The sequence below is a fragment of the Agrobacterium larrymoorei genome (assembly GCF_013322225.1).
Lineage (GTDB): Bacteria > Pseudomonadota > Alphaproteobacteria > Rhizobiales > Rhizobiaceae > Agrobacterium > Agrobacterium larrymoorei_A.
Genome location: NZ_JAAMFB010000011.1, coordinates 46270 through 62304, shown reverse-complemented (window position 1 = coordinate 62304; position 16035 = coordinate 46270). Strand labels below are relative to the sequence as shown.

Sequence of the window (16035 nt, the reverse complement as noted above, 5' to 3'; positions counted from 1 at the left end):
GTACGGTGATTGGCAGTGCTAACGAGCAAGCATGTCCTCGATGTGCTGCGGCAAAACTCCATCGAAGTTCTTGTCACGCCAGTTATAAGTCCTGTGCTCTGACCAAGGGCGAGCGGCACTTTCAATAGCGGAGATTGCCTTTTCGACGCCGCCATTGTTATGATTGAGCCAGATTTCCAAAGAACCTGTGCGTCGCAACGTTTCTCGACTGATGAGGATCGCACCAGAGCGACATGACCGAAACGGAACGAACCGGCTGGTGACGACGATATCGGCGATGTCGCATGCAGTACCGGTAAGGCCTGAATTGGACAAAACGGCTATCGTTGCGCCAGTTCTGGATTTTGCAGCGCACCATGCATCCTTGCGGCATGTGAACGACCCGGTTCTGCTAAACGCTTCTGAGATTTCTTCGCGCGCCTTCGCTATCTGCACATCGGTCAGCGAGGGAGGGCGGGCTGCAACAGCATCTTCGTCATCCTCTCCTTCTCGCAAGGCTTTCTCCAGAAACTCCGGTGCGATGTGCTTTTCCGGAAGCGGCAGAGCCCTTGCCCACTGTTCATACACAAAGCCAGAAGCGCGAGGCTTGGTGGTTGCGACGGCTTCGGAAGAGACGAGGGCAACCAATGACCCGTCCTCATAGATCAGTAGATCGGGCTTGGTGCGCCATTGCTCTGCAATCAGTAAGCTAAATCCTGCAATGATCATGGGCAGGCCAAGCAATGCCAGCCTTGTTCGCAAGAGAGTCAGGATAAGAAAGCCAATGGTAGAAACCAGCAGGAACCACTCGTTCTGCCGTCCAATGGTGGCATCTCCGCCCCAACCCGCAACGGTTTTAGCGATATCGATAACCACGGCCATGCCGTAGCCCATGACTTTGAGAAATGGCGCGTCGAGACCGAATGGCATCAGCAACATGGCGATGAGCGCAAAAGGCATGACGATCATCGACATGACAGGCATGGCGGCAAGGTTGGCTGCCAGTCCATAGGTGGTGACACGGTGGAAATGTTCGATGGAGTAGATGGCCGTGGAGATACCGCCAATCAGCGAGGTGATGACGACACCACCAATGATCGTCCCTGCTTTGGATGCTATACTCATCCATAGCGGCGGTCGCGCCATGAAGAAGCGGTCACGATCCGCACGCCACCGCGTCCAGAAAGCATAACCTGCAACAAGGGCCAGCGTTGCAGCAAAAGACATCTGGAAGCTCGGCCCCATGACTTCGTGGGGCGAGAGGGTAATGATGACGATGGCGGAGAGTGCGACGTTTCGCAGGCTGATTGACGGCTGATCGACAAGAACGGCAATAAGCATGATGGACATCATGAGCCAAGCCCGTTCGGCGGAGACCGCGAAACCTGAAATGAGGTAATAGCAAAGCGTCATCAACAATGCCGCGAACGCGGAAATCTTCTTCACCGGCCAGCGTTGCGAAAAGCCGGGAAACAGGCTGAATGCCATGCGCATGCCGACGAAGAAGATGCCGGATGCGAGCGCCATGTTCAGTCCGGAAATAGCAACGATATGGGCCAGACCGGAAACCCGCAACGCTTCCATGGTCTCGCTCGAAATCGCGCGTCGCTCATCGGTGATGATGGAGGCGGCGAACGCGCCCGCATCGCCGCCGATGACGCTTCGTATCCTTTCAGCTATGCTGCTGCGAAGCTGATAGAGCCATGTGTCCAACATATTCAGAATGGACTGCGTCTCTCTTTCCGATTCGGCAGGTAGCAACTTAGGAGCGCCATAGAAAAATCCCGTCGCTCCGACACCGTTGAAAAAGGTTGCAAAAGCGAAATCGTTGAGGCCGGGAAGTGCCGGGCCGGAAGGCGGTGAAATGCGCACCCTGCCCGTAATCGTCTGACCGATAGCAACAGCGTCATGTTTGCTACGCGTTAGCAGTGAAGCGCGGCTCGGTGGGCGAGTAATTACAGGGTCGGTCGTGGACTCGAGCTCCACCATGTAGCGCCAGTACCCGCGAGCGTCGACTTCCCGGCGCTCTACCTTGCCGGTAACAGTCGTCGTAACCGGTGTATCGAGGATGATGGTGTCTGCGCGTTGGCTTTCCCAACCGGCAATCACCATCCCCAGCGCAAGAAGCGCCAGCGACTTGATAATATAGGCCATTGCACCGCTGCGATATCGCAGGATGATAGCAAGCGCTACGAGAGCAGCGCCGGCGAAGGCAAGCAGCCAATACGATGGCGTGTGGGGAAGCGAGAACCACAGAGCGGCTCCGCCCCCGAGAAAAACTGGAACGAACAGGAAGTCCTGCCGGTAAGCGAACTCTTCCGAAATACACCTTGATATGGTGCGTTTCATTCGCTCCAGCTTACTGGCCTCTAAAGCATGTTGTTGCGCGGGAAGGATCGCGATTGCGTTATCCGGCAGGCCTGTCGGCAGCCAGATTTCATCACGCTCCATCTCTACAACGGAACGCGTATCCGCCAGCCGAAAGTGCTGTCGTTCCCCTTCGCTTGCCAACTTCCAGCCCCTCGCCCTGGACTTTACTTTGCAACCGTAAAAGACCGATTGCAACCCATCGAGCCTTTAAGGAAGCATTGACCTAGAATGAAACAGCTCCCATGAGAAATGCGCCATATCTGGATAAACGAGTTCCGCAATGCACAAATTGCCTTTTGGATAGCTTGGCATTGCTGCAAGGATCATATAGCTAAATCGCTGACGCTTAACTGGCTGATGCGTCACCGCGCATCGCCTGCATAATTCGGAGGTATGGTATGACGGAAACAACCGCTACAGTGACACTCGGTGACAAGAAGGTCGACCTTCCTGTTCGAGAAGGCACGATTGGGCCGAACGTTGTCGATATCGGCACGCTCTACAAGCACACGGGCTCCTTCACCTACGATCCGGGCTTTACCTCCACCGCTTCCTGCGAATCCAAGATCACCTATATCGATGGCGATGAAGGCGTTCTGCTGCACCGCGGCTACCCTATCGAACAGCTTGCCGATCAGGGCGACTTTCTCGAAACCTGCTACCTGCTGCTTTACGGCGAACTACCGACGGCAGCACAAAAGAAGGATTTCGACACCCGCGTAACGCGCCATACCATGGTGCACGAGCAGATGAGCCGCTTCTTCACCGGCTATCGTCGTGACGCTCACCCAATGGCCGTCATGTGCGGCACCGTCGGCGCATTGTCGGCATTCTATCACGACTCGACAGACATTACCGATCCGCACCAGCGAATGGTCGCATCACTGCGCATGATCGCAAAGATGCCAACGATCGCGGCAATGGCCTACAAGTACCACATCGGCCAGCCTTTCGTTTATCCCAAGAACGATCTCGATTACGCATCCAACTTCCTGAACATGTGCTTTGCCGTTCCTTGCGAAGACTACAAGGTCGATCCGGTTCTGGCCCGCGCCATGGACCGCATCTTCATTCTGCATGCAGATCACGAGCAGAACGCGTCGACCTCTACTGTTCGTCTGGCTGGTTCTTCAGGTGCAAACCCGTTTGCGTGTATCGCGGCTGGTATCGCATGCCTCTGGGGTCCTGCCCACGGGGGTGCGAACGAAGCGGCTCTCAACATGCTGAACGAAATCGGCTCGGTCGATCGCATTCCGGAATACATTGCCCGTGCCAAGGACAAGAATGATCCGTTCCGCCTGATGGGCTTCGGTCACCGCGTGTACAAGAACTACGATCCACGCGCAAAGATCATGCAGAAGACGATGTATGAAGTCCTGGAAGCAACGAACAACCAGGACGATCCGATCATGCAGGTTGCTCTGGAGCTTGAAAAAATCGCTCTTTCCGATCCTTACTTCGTCGAAAAGAAGCTGTACCCGAACGTCGACTTCTACTCGGGCATCACGCTCAAGGCGCTCGGCTTCCCCACGACCATGTTTACCGTTCTCTTTGCTCTGGCCCGCACCGTTGGCTGGATCGCACAGTGGAACGAAATGATCGAAGATCCGCAGCAGCGCATCGGTCGTCCGCGTCAGCTCTACACGGGTGCCCCAAAGCGCGATTACGTTCCAGTTTCGAAGCGTTAAGTCTCGGCTTGAGAAATTTGAAAAGAGGGTCGCGAAAGCGGCCCTTTTTATTGGAACTCAAATATCTGCCGGAATAGGCCGGGAGCTATGAGCGACAGCGGATTAACCACCAGGCGCGGGGCGGATGTCTGCCCGGTAAGCTTGAACGTTATGCCAAGCAGACCGCGATCCTGTCCGTTGCCAAGAAAAATACCAATGAAAGGCAGTTCGCCGAACAGGCGGTTCAGGCCATAGGCGGGCATGAAAGTACCGGTCATTTCCATGTTGCCGTTCTGGTCCTTGACGATACCCTGAAATGTCGCGCCGATCTGTTCGCCGCGCACCACACCGTTTTCCAGCGCCAGAGTGCCATTGACGTAAACCACACGGGCGAAGCCGCGTTGGAACTTCTCCGAGCTCACATCGATGTTCCGTCGAACTGCCGCGTTGAGGCTGCGCCCGTCCTGCCCGGCGGGCGTCGCCACGATATCCTGTAGCTTTGCTTCGTTCAGGACCGCGAAGTTCCGCAAGTCGAGCGAGCCGCTCCAGTCGTTGCCGTTTGCGGTGGTGAGACCGAGATTGAGCAGTCCGCCGCGAATACGCGTGTAGAGATTGGTGAAACGGGCGAAGGAGCCCGCATCGCTGCTCGTCAGATTGATCGTTCCGCCATCGCCCCGGTTTACGGTCTGCGCGACCACAGCTTGGCCCCGGGTGGTTACACCTTTGAAATCCACGGTACGGAGTTTGCCGTCCCTGAGATTGATCTCGGCATCAACATTCGACAATGTCTCATCGTTGAAACCGTAAATCTTGTCGAGCTGCGCCTTGATGGAGGACGAACCGAGGTTACCGCTGCCGGAGGAGGAAGACGCCCCGCCTGGAGCCGTGTTACGCAACCTGCCAATCAAAGGCCGAAGGTCAGCTGAATTTCCTTTGATATTGACCTGATATGTGTTTCGCGCCGACGTCACCGAGACGGCATAATCATCCTGCTGGGAAAGCTGGAGCCTGGAAAAGTTCGCGGAAATAAGCCCGCTTTTATCAAAAGTGATGTCGCCGCTGGCGCCAAAGCCATCACCCTTGAGCGCGAAATCCCGGATGGATGTGCGACCGTCCGTTGTTTCCATGGCAAATGAAGCGCTAGCTGGAACACCGGCACCCTTTGTCCAGCCCAGACCAGGCAGAACAAGCGAGGAGTGAGAAAGGTCTAGCTTCACCTGCTGCCGCTTCATATCGGAGCTTTCGATTTCGATCTGCGTCGTGCCACCGAGAACCTTCGCAAGTTCAGGCGCAAGTCTCTGGATTTGCCCCGGCTCAAGCGTCGCAGTCAGCGCCAGCTTGCGCTCCGTCTTGCTGGACTTGCGCGACGGTTGAGTCAGGTCAATGTTCATCGGCACATCGTCTACCCTGCCCTTGCCCGCAAGCTTCAGCGTATCATTATCGATGGCGAGGCTGCCATTGACGGCGGTGACCTTGTGATTTCCAAACGGTCGCGTCAGCGACACGTCATTGAGATCGAGATTGGCAGACCAGACTGGTGGAGGTGGCTGCTGACTGGTCAGTAAGCCAATGCGCGCCTTGGCATTTGCCTTCACCGTGCCGGAAAAATCAGCCGCCTTGAATTCGGTGTCGCGCAGCGCGTTGATAGGCTGGAGGGACGCCAGCTCGGCAACCGTATCCGCAGAGCCTGAAACATTGAGGTCCAGATCGGCCATCAACGGCTTGTCATAGACGGACTGGATGGAAAAGCTGCTGTTCTCCAACGCGAGATTACGATTGGACGGGAAATAGGAGGTCGCCTTGACGATCTTGGCATCTATCCGCTCGCCAACCAGCTCGAAGTGACCGTGCGCATCGCGTAGTGGCGGAATATCGCCCGCAATGTTCAGCCGCGTACTGGCTATATCGAACTTGATCTGCAACTCGCTCGCACCAAGCTCCATTGGGCAGCCGGGACCGCACATGCGCCCCTGCGGAATGAACACGGCTATCGAACCATTGGTGATCGTACCGCCGAATATATTGGAAACCACCCACGGTCTCGCCTTCCGCGCCATCCAGAATGGCCATAGCTGCTTTACCGCAGTTGCCTCCATCTTCGGGATTTGCGCACCAAAGCTGATTTCCGGTGAACCCGTGCCGAAACGAACCTTCAGCGATCCAGCCATGTCTCCCAATGGTCCGTTCACATAAAGCGATGGGACATCGATCTGGCGGGTAGCCTTGTCATAGGTGCCGTTGGCCGACAGGTTGAACGAGACCGGCGCTTCGCCAGAGGCTTCGGCTGAAGCCACGCCTTCCTGTACACGCAGAGCAAGATCGAATCCGTCAGCATTGTCACGAACCTGCCCGAGTATTGGCAACACCGTCTGCCCTAGGATCAAACGGGAGTTTTCGATGGAAATGAACTTATCGTCGAAGTCGTAACGCGCATTGATGGCACCGCCAGAAACCTTCTGCACCTCGCCGCCCACGTAGAGTTCACCATCTCCAATGCCGGCGGAGAGCAGTAGAGAAGGCATTTCCTGTTCCGAACCGCGGCTCGCAGTCACGTTGAGACCGGCTTTGACATTCAGCCCTTCATGCAAAAGGCCTTCATTATCGAACTTCTGAAGCAGTGGTCCGATATCGAAACCGTCCAGACGAGCGGCGAAATGGTTAATCCTGCCGTTGACCGAGGTTGCGGACAGGGCAAGTTCTGCGATCTCACCATTGAAAGCGACGTTGCCATCGAAAGAATAACCACCGTTGCCATCAGGCAGCAGCGAAAGCTCGCTCAGCGCAATCGTTCTCTGCTTGCCGTCCTCGCTTGGCGACAGCCGTATCGCAAAATCCGAAATATCGATCTGCTCGGTGCCGCTGCGCAGGAATGTTTGAGAAAGGCGATCAAGCTCACCGAAGGCTGCCTCAAGGGCATCTGGAACGCCGTCGACCCTCAGATGAGCAAGATCGATAACCTGTCCCTTCGGCAGCAAGGATGCATCCAGCTCCATTCCGTTCGCTTCAAGTGTCTGAACGGATACGCGTCCCGCAAAAAGTGCCAGCGGATCGAGCGCCATGCCGATCGCACGGGCGCGGCTAAGATGCTGCCCGGATTCGCGGTCGATGATATCGACGTCCTGCGCAACAAGTGCCAGATGAAAACCGGATGCGAAACGGACGGCGGTAGAACCTATGCGGGCCTCATATTTCGGCCCGAGCGCACGCTCCAAAGCCTGTTGCGCCTGACCGGAGAGAGCATTGTCCACAGAACCTGTTTCGACGGAAAGGATAATGCCGCCGATGGAGAGGAATGCCAGAACAACGAGTGCTGCGAAGACTTTGGAAAAAGCTCGAAGCATGGAACGAGGCATTGGGCAATGGACGATGATGGGGTCTTCTGCCTGCGCAGACGGCATGGTGTGCAGCGGCGTGATGTCGCGCCTGCTGAAACTGACCTTTTCACCACGAATTTCCGCCATCCGCCTGTGCCTGCCCCCGCAAATGCCTAGACCCTGCATTCATAGTCAGGGTTTTCCCGAGCGATGGTTTCAACCATTCGCGCTGCTAGAATCGCCACAAGACTGGACGAAGCTCTTATTCGGTATATATCGAATAGAGGCCCCCATGCTCAACAATCCCGGCAAAAGAAAGGTGACGCATGTCAGAACCGCAAATTGGTGAAAAAGCGCCCGATTTTAATCTCCCACGCAATGGCGGCGGAACGGTCAGCCTGTCCGATCTTCAGGGTAAAGCCGTCGTTCTCTACTTTTACCCGAAGGATGACACATCCGGTTGCACGGCGGAAGCCATAGATTTCAGTGCACTCGGCGCAGAATTCGAGGCCGCAAATACTGTCGTCATCGGTATTTCGCCCGACTCGGTAAAAAGCCACGACAAGTTCGCAGCCAAGCATTCCCTTACCGTCATGCTTGCCGCCGACGAAGACAAGACTGCGGTGGAAGCCTACGGCGTATGGAAGGAAAAAAGCATGTATGGCAAGAAATACATGGGCGTTGAACGCACGACTTTCCTGATTTCAAAAGAAGGCAACATCGCCAGTGTCTGGCAGAAGGTGAAGGTGCCGGGCCACGCTAAGGCTGTGCTAGACGCTGCAAAAGCACTCTGATCCTCAGCGAACTCAGTCGTCCAGCTCCATCAACCCTAGCTAAAAAGTAAAACTTCGTTAACCTTAACAAATTACCTTCTCCAGCAGTGGGCGAACAGCTGGAGTGGGGATTTTGACAGACGCGGGGAAGAACCTGGCCTTTGGCAAAAAGCGCCAGCAGCATGTTCTCATATTGGCGAGTGGCGAGAAAATTCGCCACATCACAATCCGTCCATGGCTGATCGTCGCTACTCTCGTCATCATTACCTTTATTACCGCAGGATACCTGGGCGCCACGGCCTATCTGATGTTTCGTGACGATATGCTGGGTGCGATGATGGCGCGCCAATCCCGCATGCAGCAGGAATATGAAGACCGAATTGCCTCTCTGCGATCTCAGGTCGATCGCGTCACCTCACGGCAATTGCTGGAGCAGCAGGCCGTCGAGCGAAAGGTGGAAAAGCTTCTGGCACAACAGAGCGAGCTGAAATCCCGCCATGGGCGCATGAATGGCTTGCTGGACGAAGCCCAAGATGCTGCTGCAACGAAAAGCAGTGAAGACAGTTTGCCTGCCAATGCTTTTGCCCCTCAAAAACGGGCCAGCCTCTCGGAAGGATCGATTGCAATAGATCGCCTTCTACGTCCATCGTCGGCAAGCTCTGACCTCAAGGGCACCATTGCCTATCATCAAGACACGACAGAACCTGTCGCAGGGCATGCGCTCTCCCGCATGCTTGCCTCTCTCGACGAAGTCGAATCAGACCAGATGTCTCGAATCGCTTCGCTGACGGTGGGCGTTCGGAACAAGGCGGACGCCATGGCGGATATCATCCGCAGCACCGGCCTGAAGATTGATGATTCAGATGCAGTTGGCGGCCCGTTTGCGGAGCCCGACATGACAAATGGCATTCCGTTTAAAACGTCCATCGAAAACCTCGATAATGCGCTTGATCGTCTTGAAACCGTTCGAGGTGCTGCGGAAAAACTTCCCCTCGGAAACCCTGCCCCCGGTCAGGATATCACGAGCCGGTTCGGTAACCGGATGGACCCATTTCTCGGGAGACTGGCGCTCCATACTGGAATCGATTTCCGCGCAGAGACCGGTGCGAATGTTCGTACAACGGGCGCTGGCAAGGTCGTATTCGCGGGTGTATCGGGCGGTTACGGCAACATGGTCGAGATTGACCACGGGCAAGGCGTCACCACCCGTTATGGCCACATGTCGCAGATCAGAGTACACGAAGGACAAAAGGTCGAACTTGGAGATGTCATTGGTAATGCCGGCAGTACCGGGCGCTCCACCGGCCCGCATGTGCATTACGAAGTAAGGCTTAAGGACGAGCCAGTCGACCCGATGCGGTTTCTGGTCGCCGGAACCGAATTGAAGTCATATCTGCAATAAACGGAGTTGACGCCGAGTAATTTCACATAGATTTGATACTGCAAAGCGTATCATTTCGAGACTTCCCCTTGTTTCCTTGACTTTTCGGCGATTTGGGCCTATGTCGCGGCCACGATCTGCGGTAAACCCGCTACGTCTATCGCGTGTTCTTTCGAACCAGAACGGAAACAGTTTTTCCTTTGACAACATTCTCTGATCTTGGCCTGAGCCAAAAAGTTCTTTCCGCTATTACTGACGCGGGCTATTCGACGCCGACCCCCATTCAGGCTGGCGCAATTCCGCCAGCGCTGGAAAGACGCGATATCTGCGGAATCGCGCAGACTGGAACCGGCAAGACGGCGTCCTTCGTGCTGCCCATGCTGACGCTTCTGGAAAAAGGCCGCGCGCGCGCAAGAATGCCGCGCACCCTGATTCTAGAACCGACCCGTGAGCTTGCAGCGCAGGTGGCCGAGAACTTCGAGAAATACGGCAAGAACCACAAGCTCAACGTGGCACTTCTCATCGGCGGCGTATCTTTCGAAGAGCAGGATCGCAAGCTTGAGCGTGGCGCAGACGTGCTGATCTGCACCCCCGGTCGCCTGCTGGACCACTGCGAACGCGGCAAGTTATTGATGACGGGCGTCGAAATCCTCGTCATCGACGAGGCCGACCGCATGCTGGATATGGGCTTCATCCCCGATATCGAGCGTATCGCCAAGATGATCCCGTTCACGCGCCAGACACTATTCTTCTCGGCCACCATGCCGCCGGAAATCCAGAAGCTGGCCGACCGCTTCCTGCAGAACCCTGTGCGTGTCGAGGTGGCGAAGCCGTCCTCCACTGCAAAGACCGTCACGCAGCGCATCGTCGCCACGCATGAAAAGGATTACGAGAAGCGTGCAGTTCTGCGCGATCTTATCAAGCAGCAGGAAGACCTGAAGAACGCCATCATCTTCTGCAATCGCAAAAAGGATGTTGCCGATCTTTACCGCTCGCTTGAGCGTCACGGTTTTTCTGTCGGTGCGCTTCATGGCGACATGGACCAGAATTCCCGCACAAAAATGCTGGCTGGTTTCAAGGATAACCAGATCACTCTGCTCGTAGCATCGGATGTTGCAGCGCGCGGTCTGGATATTCCAGACGTCAGTCACGTCTTCAACTTCGACGTTCCGATTCATGCGGAAGATTATGTCCACCGCATCGGTCGTACGGGTCGCGCAGGCCGCTCAGGCGCCGCATTCACGCTCGTCAACCGTCGTGACACCAAGTATCTAGACGCCATCGAGAAGCTGATCGGCGAGAAGATCGAATGGTTGAGTGGCGATCTTTCCGCATTGCCAGCGCCGATGGAAAGCTTTGCTTCCGAGCGTCCGCGCCGTGGCAAGGAAAAAGAACGCGAACGCGGCCGCGGTCGTGACAGAAACCGGCGCGAAACTCCGCAGGTCTTCGAAGCAGAAAATCCAATTGTACAAGCAGCCGACAACGCTCCCGTTGCGGCGAACGGAGGCGACAAGGTGAAGGCAGAACGCAGAAACGAAAAGGCACCTCGCAATTTCGAGCGTAACCACAATCCTTCCCACGCAAACGACGATAACCGCCGCCGCCATTACCGTGACTACGATGATGGCCCGACGCCAGTTGGTTTCGGCGACGACATTCCCGCATTCATGCTGATCGTCGCCAACGCGAAAGCTTGATGGGCAAGCCCGGCATTGATTTTCCCGGCGTTGGATCGGGCCTTGTCATCATGCGTGATGACAAGGTGCTTCTTTACAAGCGTGTAAAAGCGCCAGAGGCGGGTCACTGGAGCATCGTCGGCGGCAAGGTCGACCATATGGAAGCTGCGGCAAAGGCGGCAAAACGTGAGGCCTGCGAAGAAACGGGCCTCGTTATCGGCGATATAAAGTTTCTTTGCACAAGTGAACAAATCATTGTGGAAGATGACCAGCACTGGCTGTCGCTTATCTACGTTACCGAAGATATTGAAGGCGAGCCGACCCTCACGGAGCCAGATAAGCTCTCGGATATGGGATGGTTTGCGATGGACGAACTCCCTGCCCCACTATCGCTTTTCGCCAAGGACGCGCTGCGACATCTTTAGGATGCTGCCTAGATCACGCTGAAAGCACATGAAATTCGCTTTCATGTTGTAATTCGAAAGCATTTCCTCTTTTGCAAACCGGCTGGTATCGATAAACATCGAGTAACAGGAAGAGGACGACAGCCACCCGATGCATTTATTTCGCTTGCTCACCACCGCAGCAACCCTTGCCATGGCTGGCGCAGCGAGTGCAGCAACGATAGGCGTCGTCGCACCTCAAAGCGGACCCTTCGAGGTGCTGGGCGCGCAGGTTCGTGCTGGTGCAAAGGCTGCGGCGGCCAAAGCCGGTCTTGATGTTATCGAAATTCAGGAAAGTTGCGAAGAAGGCAGCGGTGGTGCGATTGCGGATGGTCTTGTTGCCGCGAAAGTCAGCGTCGTCATCGGTTTTCTCTGCACTGAAACACTCAGCGGCGCTCTTCCGACTTTAAAAAATGCGGCGGTCCCGGCGATTACGCTGTCCAGCCGTGCCCCGATCCTGATGGAAGACGCGTTGAAGCGCCAGTGGCCACTATTTCGATTAGCTCCGTCCGACAGCGATGAGTCCGACGCGATAGCGGACATTATTTTGCGAGACTGGAAAGGCATGTCGTTCGGATTGGTGGATGACGGCACAATCTACAGCCGCGAACTTGTCGACCGCATCCGCTTGAAGCTTGAAGAAGCGGGCCTGAAGCCAACCTTCAACGACACAGTTAGGCCCGCGCAGGAACAGCAGGTTGCGCTCGTTCGCCGTCTGGGCCGGACCGGCATCACGAATGTCTTCATCGCAGCAGAACGAAACGATGTTTCGATCATAGCGCGCGACGCCGCGCAGGAAAAGATCGCGCTCACGATCATGTCCGGCGATACGATGAAGGCAGCAGATTCCCCTGTTGCTCTCCAGCAAGGCGTTCTGGCCATCACGACGCCCGACTACGCGGCCCTTCCTGCCGCGGCAGAAGCTGTGAGCGAGCTGCGGGCGAGCAATATCGAGCCGGAAGCCTACGTATTGCCTGCCTTTGCTGCAACGCAGATTTCGGCGAAGGTTTTGGAGCTGGTTCAATCTCAGGAAAAGCCAGCGCCGACTGTTATGATCGGCTCTACTTTCGAAACGGTTATGGGTAAGGTCACTTTCAATGACCAGCAAACGCTCCTACCAAACCCTTATATCTTGCAGCGCTGGAACGGAACGGCTTTCACGCCTGTGGACCGTGCCGAACGTTGAGGCCAATCGCAGGCGTGGCGATTGTTGATTTCCGACTTCGGTGGTAAAGGCGCGCAACGAGAGATTCACGACGGGCCGTCTTCCGAATTCGGCATTATCGTCGGCGTTTCCCGAAGGTGGCTGATGCGCGGTATTCGGTCTTCTGACAGCCATTATATACCTTTTCTTCAAGGAGCTTTTATCGATGTCTCTTCCTGTTCGAATCGCCCCTTCCATTCTTGCCGCAAACTTCGCGAAGCTCGGTCAGGAAGTGGCCGATGTTACAGCTGCCGGTGCAGACTGGATTCATCTGGACGTGATGGACGGACATTTCGTCCCTAACATCTCTTTCGGACCAGACGTCATCAAGGCGCTACGCCCGCACAGCCAGGCATTCTTTGATTGCCACCTGATGATAGCGCCAGCCGACCCTTATCTCGAAGCCTTTGCAAAGGCGGGCTGTGACGGCATTACCGTTCACGCTGAGGCCGGACCGCATCTTCATCGCTCGCTCCAGACGATCCGTTCGTTGGGCAAAAAAGTCGGCGTCACGCTCAATCCGGCGACCCCGCTATCTGTTCTGGAAAATATCCTGAACGATATCGACCTCATCCTTATCATGAGCGTAAACCCAGGATTCGGTGGACAGAAATTCATTCCCGCCATGCTGGATAAAATTCGCGCAGCAAAGTCTCTTATCGGTGACAGGCCAATCGAACTCGAGGTTGATGGCGGCATTACCGTCGAGACCGCTGGCAGCGCCATAGCCGCTGGCGCCAACGTGCTCGTCGCAGGATCTGCCATTTTCAAGGGAGACGGAACTGAGGACTATCGAAAGATGGTCAACGCCGTCAGAACGGCTGCGGAAAGCGGACGGACCTGAAAACAACCGTAAGAACTCGTTTAACCGATTCACTCTCTCGCGCCGAATGCGTTGAGATTGCCGAAACACTTTGCTAAACGGGCAGAAAATTTCTCCATCAAGAAGGCCTTTGCCATGATCCCTCGTTATTCCCGCCCGGAAATGGTCGCTATCTGGTCGCCGGAAACCAAGTTCCGCATCTGGTTCGAAATCGAGGCTCATGCCTGCGATGCTCTTGCGGAAATCGGCGTCATTCCAAAGGAAGCAGCAAAGACCATATGGGAAAAGGGCGGCGCGGCTGAATTCGATGTTGCGCGCATCGACGAGATCGAAGCCGTCACCAAGCATGACGTCATCGCCTTCCTCACGCATCTGGCAGAATTCGTCGGCCCGGACTCGCGCTTCATCCACCAGGGCATGACCTCGTCGGACGTCCTCGATACCACGCTGAACATACAATTGGTTCGCGCCGCAGACCTTCTGATTGCCGATATGGACCGCGTTCTCAATGCGCTGAAGACCCGCGCCTTTGAACACAAGAACACAGTTCGCATCGGTCGCAGCCACGGCATCCATGCCGAGCCGACGACAATGGGCCTGACATTTGCGCGCTTCTATGCTGAGATGGACCGCAACCGCGCCCGCCTCGTCGCTGCCCGCGCGGAAATCGCCACGGGTGCCATTTCCGGTGCAGTCGGCACTTTCGCCAATATCGATCCGTCGGTCGAAGAACACGTCTGCAAGGCCCTCGGCCTCGCACCAGAGCCCGTCTCCACGCAGGTCATCCCGCGTGACCGGCACGCGATGTTCTTCGCAACGCTCGGCGTCATTGCCTCGTCCATCGAAAACGTCGCCATCGAAATCCGCCACATGCAGCGCACGGAAGTTCTCGAAGCCGAAGAGTTCTTCTCTCCGGGTCAGAAGGGCTCGTCGGCCATGCCGCACAAGCGCAACCCGGTTTTGACGGAAAACCTCACTGGCCTTGCGCGTCTGGTACGTATGTCGGTCGTTCCGGCCATGGAAAACGTAGCGCTCTGGCACGAGCGCGACATTAGCCACTCGTCCGTCGAACGCGCCATCGGCCCGGACACCACGGTAACGCTGGACTTCGCACTGAACCGTCTGGCTGGTGTCATCGAAAAGCTGGTCATCTACCCGGACAACATGTTGAAGAACATGAACAAGTTTCGCGGACTGGTCCACTCGCAGCGCGTTCTTCTGGCTCTGACGCAGGCCGGTGTATCCCGCGAGGATTCCTACCGTCTCGTCCAGCGTAATGCGATGAAAGTGTGGGAAGAAGGCAAGGATTTCCTTGAGGAGCTGCTCGCTGACGAAGAAGTGCGCGCTGCGCTTCCGGAAGAGACCATTCGCGAAAAGTTCGACCTTGGCTATCACACCAAGCACGTTGATACGATTTTCAAGCGGGTGTTTGGGCAGGTTTGAAATATTTGATGCCGTCATCCTCGGGCTTGTCCCGAGGATCCACCGACCGCAAAGGCATTCTCTCGTTCGCCGCCAATATGATGCACCGGCAGCAGATCCTCGGGTCAAGCCCTAGGATGACGTAGAGGAATACGTCACGCACCTTGATTCCACCAACCATCACACCAAGATAAACGGCATGAAAGCATCAGAAGCAGATATCCTCATCGTTCCTGGATACACCAATTCCGGTCCCGACCACTGGCAAAGCCGGTGGCAGCAAAAACTGTCCACTGCGCGCCGGGTGGAGCAGGCGGAGTGGTCGAAGCCGGTGAAGGAAGACTGGGTTGCGAAGTTGGTCGAAGAGGTCAACGCATGCACCAAGCCCGTCGTTCTGGTTGCCCATTCGCTGGGCGTACCAACGGTTATCCATGCGTTGCCGCAGATCGGCCACAAGGTAGCGGGCGCAATGCTGGTTGCGCCGCCGGACGTGGCGAACCCGGATATTCGCCCTAAGCACCTTATGACGTTCGGCCCCTACCCGCGCGATCCTCTTCCTTTCCCGACGATAACCATCGCAAGCCGGAACGACTCGTTTGGCTCTTATGAGCATGCGGACGATATTGCCGCTGCCTGGGGCTCATTGTTGATAGACGCCGGCATGTCGGGACACATCAACAGCGAGTCCGGTCATGGACCATGGCCTGAGGGCACGATGGTGTTCGCTCAGTTTCTCAGCCGCCTGAAGCCGCCGCCGGAATTCAAGAATTAGCTGTGTAGCGTTCGGTAGAATGGCGATAACAGGTGGTAAACGGGATGGGCTGGAAATAGAGTATAAAAACGACTCGCCATCTAGTCAGGAAAGGCTGAAGTGGTCCTTTTGCAAGAACATATTTCTACCCCCGTTTTACTTTATCGCCATTTCCATGTCTCCAAGCATGAACTGCTATGCGGGACAAAGCGATTGAAGCACGCTGGCTGTA

At 55.9% G+C, this 16035-nt stretch carries 11 protein-coding genes; 9 read left to right on the top strand and 2 right to left on the bottom strand.

The window, feature by feature from the left end; all coding sequences use genetic code 11:
* Positions 1-18: 18 nt before the first annotated feature.
* Positions 19-2430 carry a ComEC/Rec2 family competence protein gene (locus G6L28_RS06450; protein WP_174063088.1) on the bottom strand — a complete coding sequence of 804 codons (2412 nt, stop codon included), beginning with the start codon at positions 2428-2430 and terminating at the stop codon, positions 19-21.
* Positions 2431-2747: 317 nt separating this feature from the next.
* On the opposite strand from G6L28_RS06450, the gene gltA reads away from it, so the two are divergent.
* On the top strand, positions 2748-4037 hold the full coding sequence (gene gltA, locus G6L28_RS06445; protein ID WP_174062962.1) for a citrate synthase: 1290 nt from the start codon (positions 2748-2750) through the stop codon (positions 4035-4037).
* Positions 4038-4084: 47 nt separating this feature from the next.
* Here gltA and G6L28_RS06440 read toward each other — a convergent pair whose 3' ends face one another.
* Positions 4085-7477: a DUF3971 domain-containing protein gene (locus tag G6L28_RS06440; protein WP_174062961.1), complete on the bottom strand. Its 3393-nt coding sequence runs from the start codon at positions 7475-7477 to the stop codon at positions 4085-4087.
* Between the two features lie 179 nt (positions 7478-7656).
* Here G6L28_RS06440 and bcp point away from each other — a divergent pair, with 179 nt between their 5' ends.
* The 8 genes from bcp (at position 7657) to G6L28_RS06400 (ending at position 15824) form a co-directional block, all read left to right on the top strand.
* A complete protein-coding gene (bcp, locus tag G6L28_RS06435) occupies positions 7657-8124 on the top strand; it encodes a thioredoxin-dependent thiol peroxidase (RefSeq protein WP_174062960.1) in 468 nt (155 codons plus the stop codon).
* Positions 8125-8236: 112 nt separating this feature from the next.
* On the top strand, positions 8237-9505 hold the full coding sequence (locus G6L28_RS06430; protein ID WP_234902484.1) for a M23 family metallopeptidase: 1269 nt from the start codon (positions 8237-8239) through the stop codon (positions 9503-9505).
* A 179-nt stretch (positions 9506-9684) separates the two neighbouring features.
* Positions 9685-11181 (top strand): DEAD/DEAH box helicase, encoded by a 1497-nt coding sequence (locus G6L28_RS06425; protein WP_174062959.1) that lies wholly within the window; start codon positions 9685-9687, stop codon positions 11179-11181.
* On the top strand, positions 11181-11585 hold the full coding sequence (locus tag G6L28_RS06420) for an NUDIX domain-containing protein (protein WP_174062958.1): 405 nt from the start codon (positions 11181-11183) through the stop codon (positions 11583-11585). Before G6L28_RS06425 ends, G6L28_RS06420 begins: the two co-directional genes overlap by 1 nt.
* Before the next feature lie 130 nt (positions 11586-11715).
* A complete protein-coding gene (locus G6L28_RS06415) occupies positions 11716-12789 on the top strand; it encodes an ABC transporter substrate-binding protein (protein ID WP_174062957.1) in 1074 nt (357 codons plus the stop codon).
* A gap of 184 nt (positions 12790-12973) precedes the next feature.
* The gene (gene rpe / locus G6L28_RS06410; protein WP_174062956.1) at positions 12974-13651 is read left to right on the top strand and encodes a ribulose-phosphate 3-epimerase; all 678 of its coding nucleotides are present in this window, start codon (positions 12974-12976) and stop codon (positions 13649-13651) included.
* 114 nt (positions 13652-13765) lie between these two features.
* Positions 13766-15073, top strand: coding sequence for an adenylosuccinate lyase (purB, locus tag G6L28_RS06405; protein ID WP_174062955.1), 1308 nt, complete (start codon positions 13766-13768; stop codon positions 15071-15073).
* Between the two features lie 178 nt (positions 15074-15251).
* Positions 15252-15824, top strand: a complete 573-nt coding sequence (locus G6L28_RS06400; protein WP_174062954.1) for an RBBP9/YdeN family alpha/beta hydrolase — start codon at positions 15252-15254, stop codon at positions 15822-15824.
* Positions 15825-16035 lie beyond the last annotated feature (211 nt).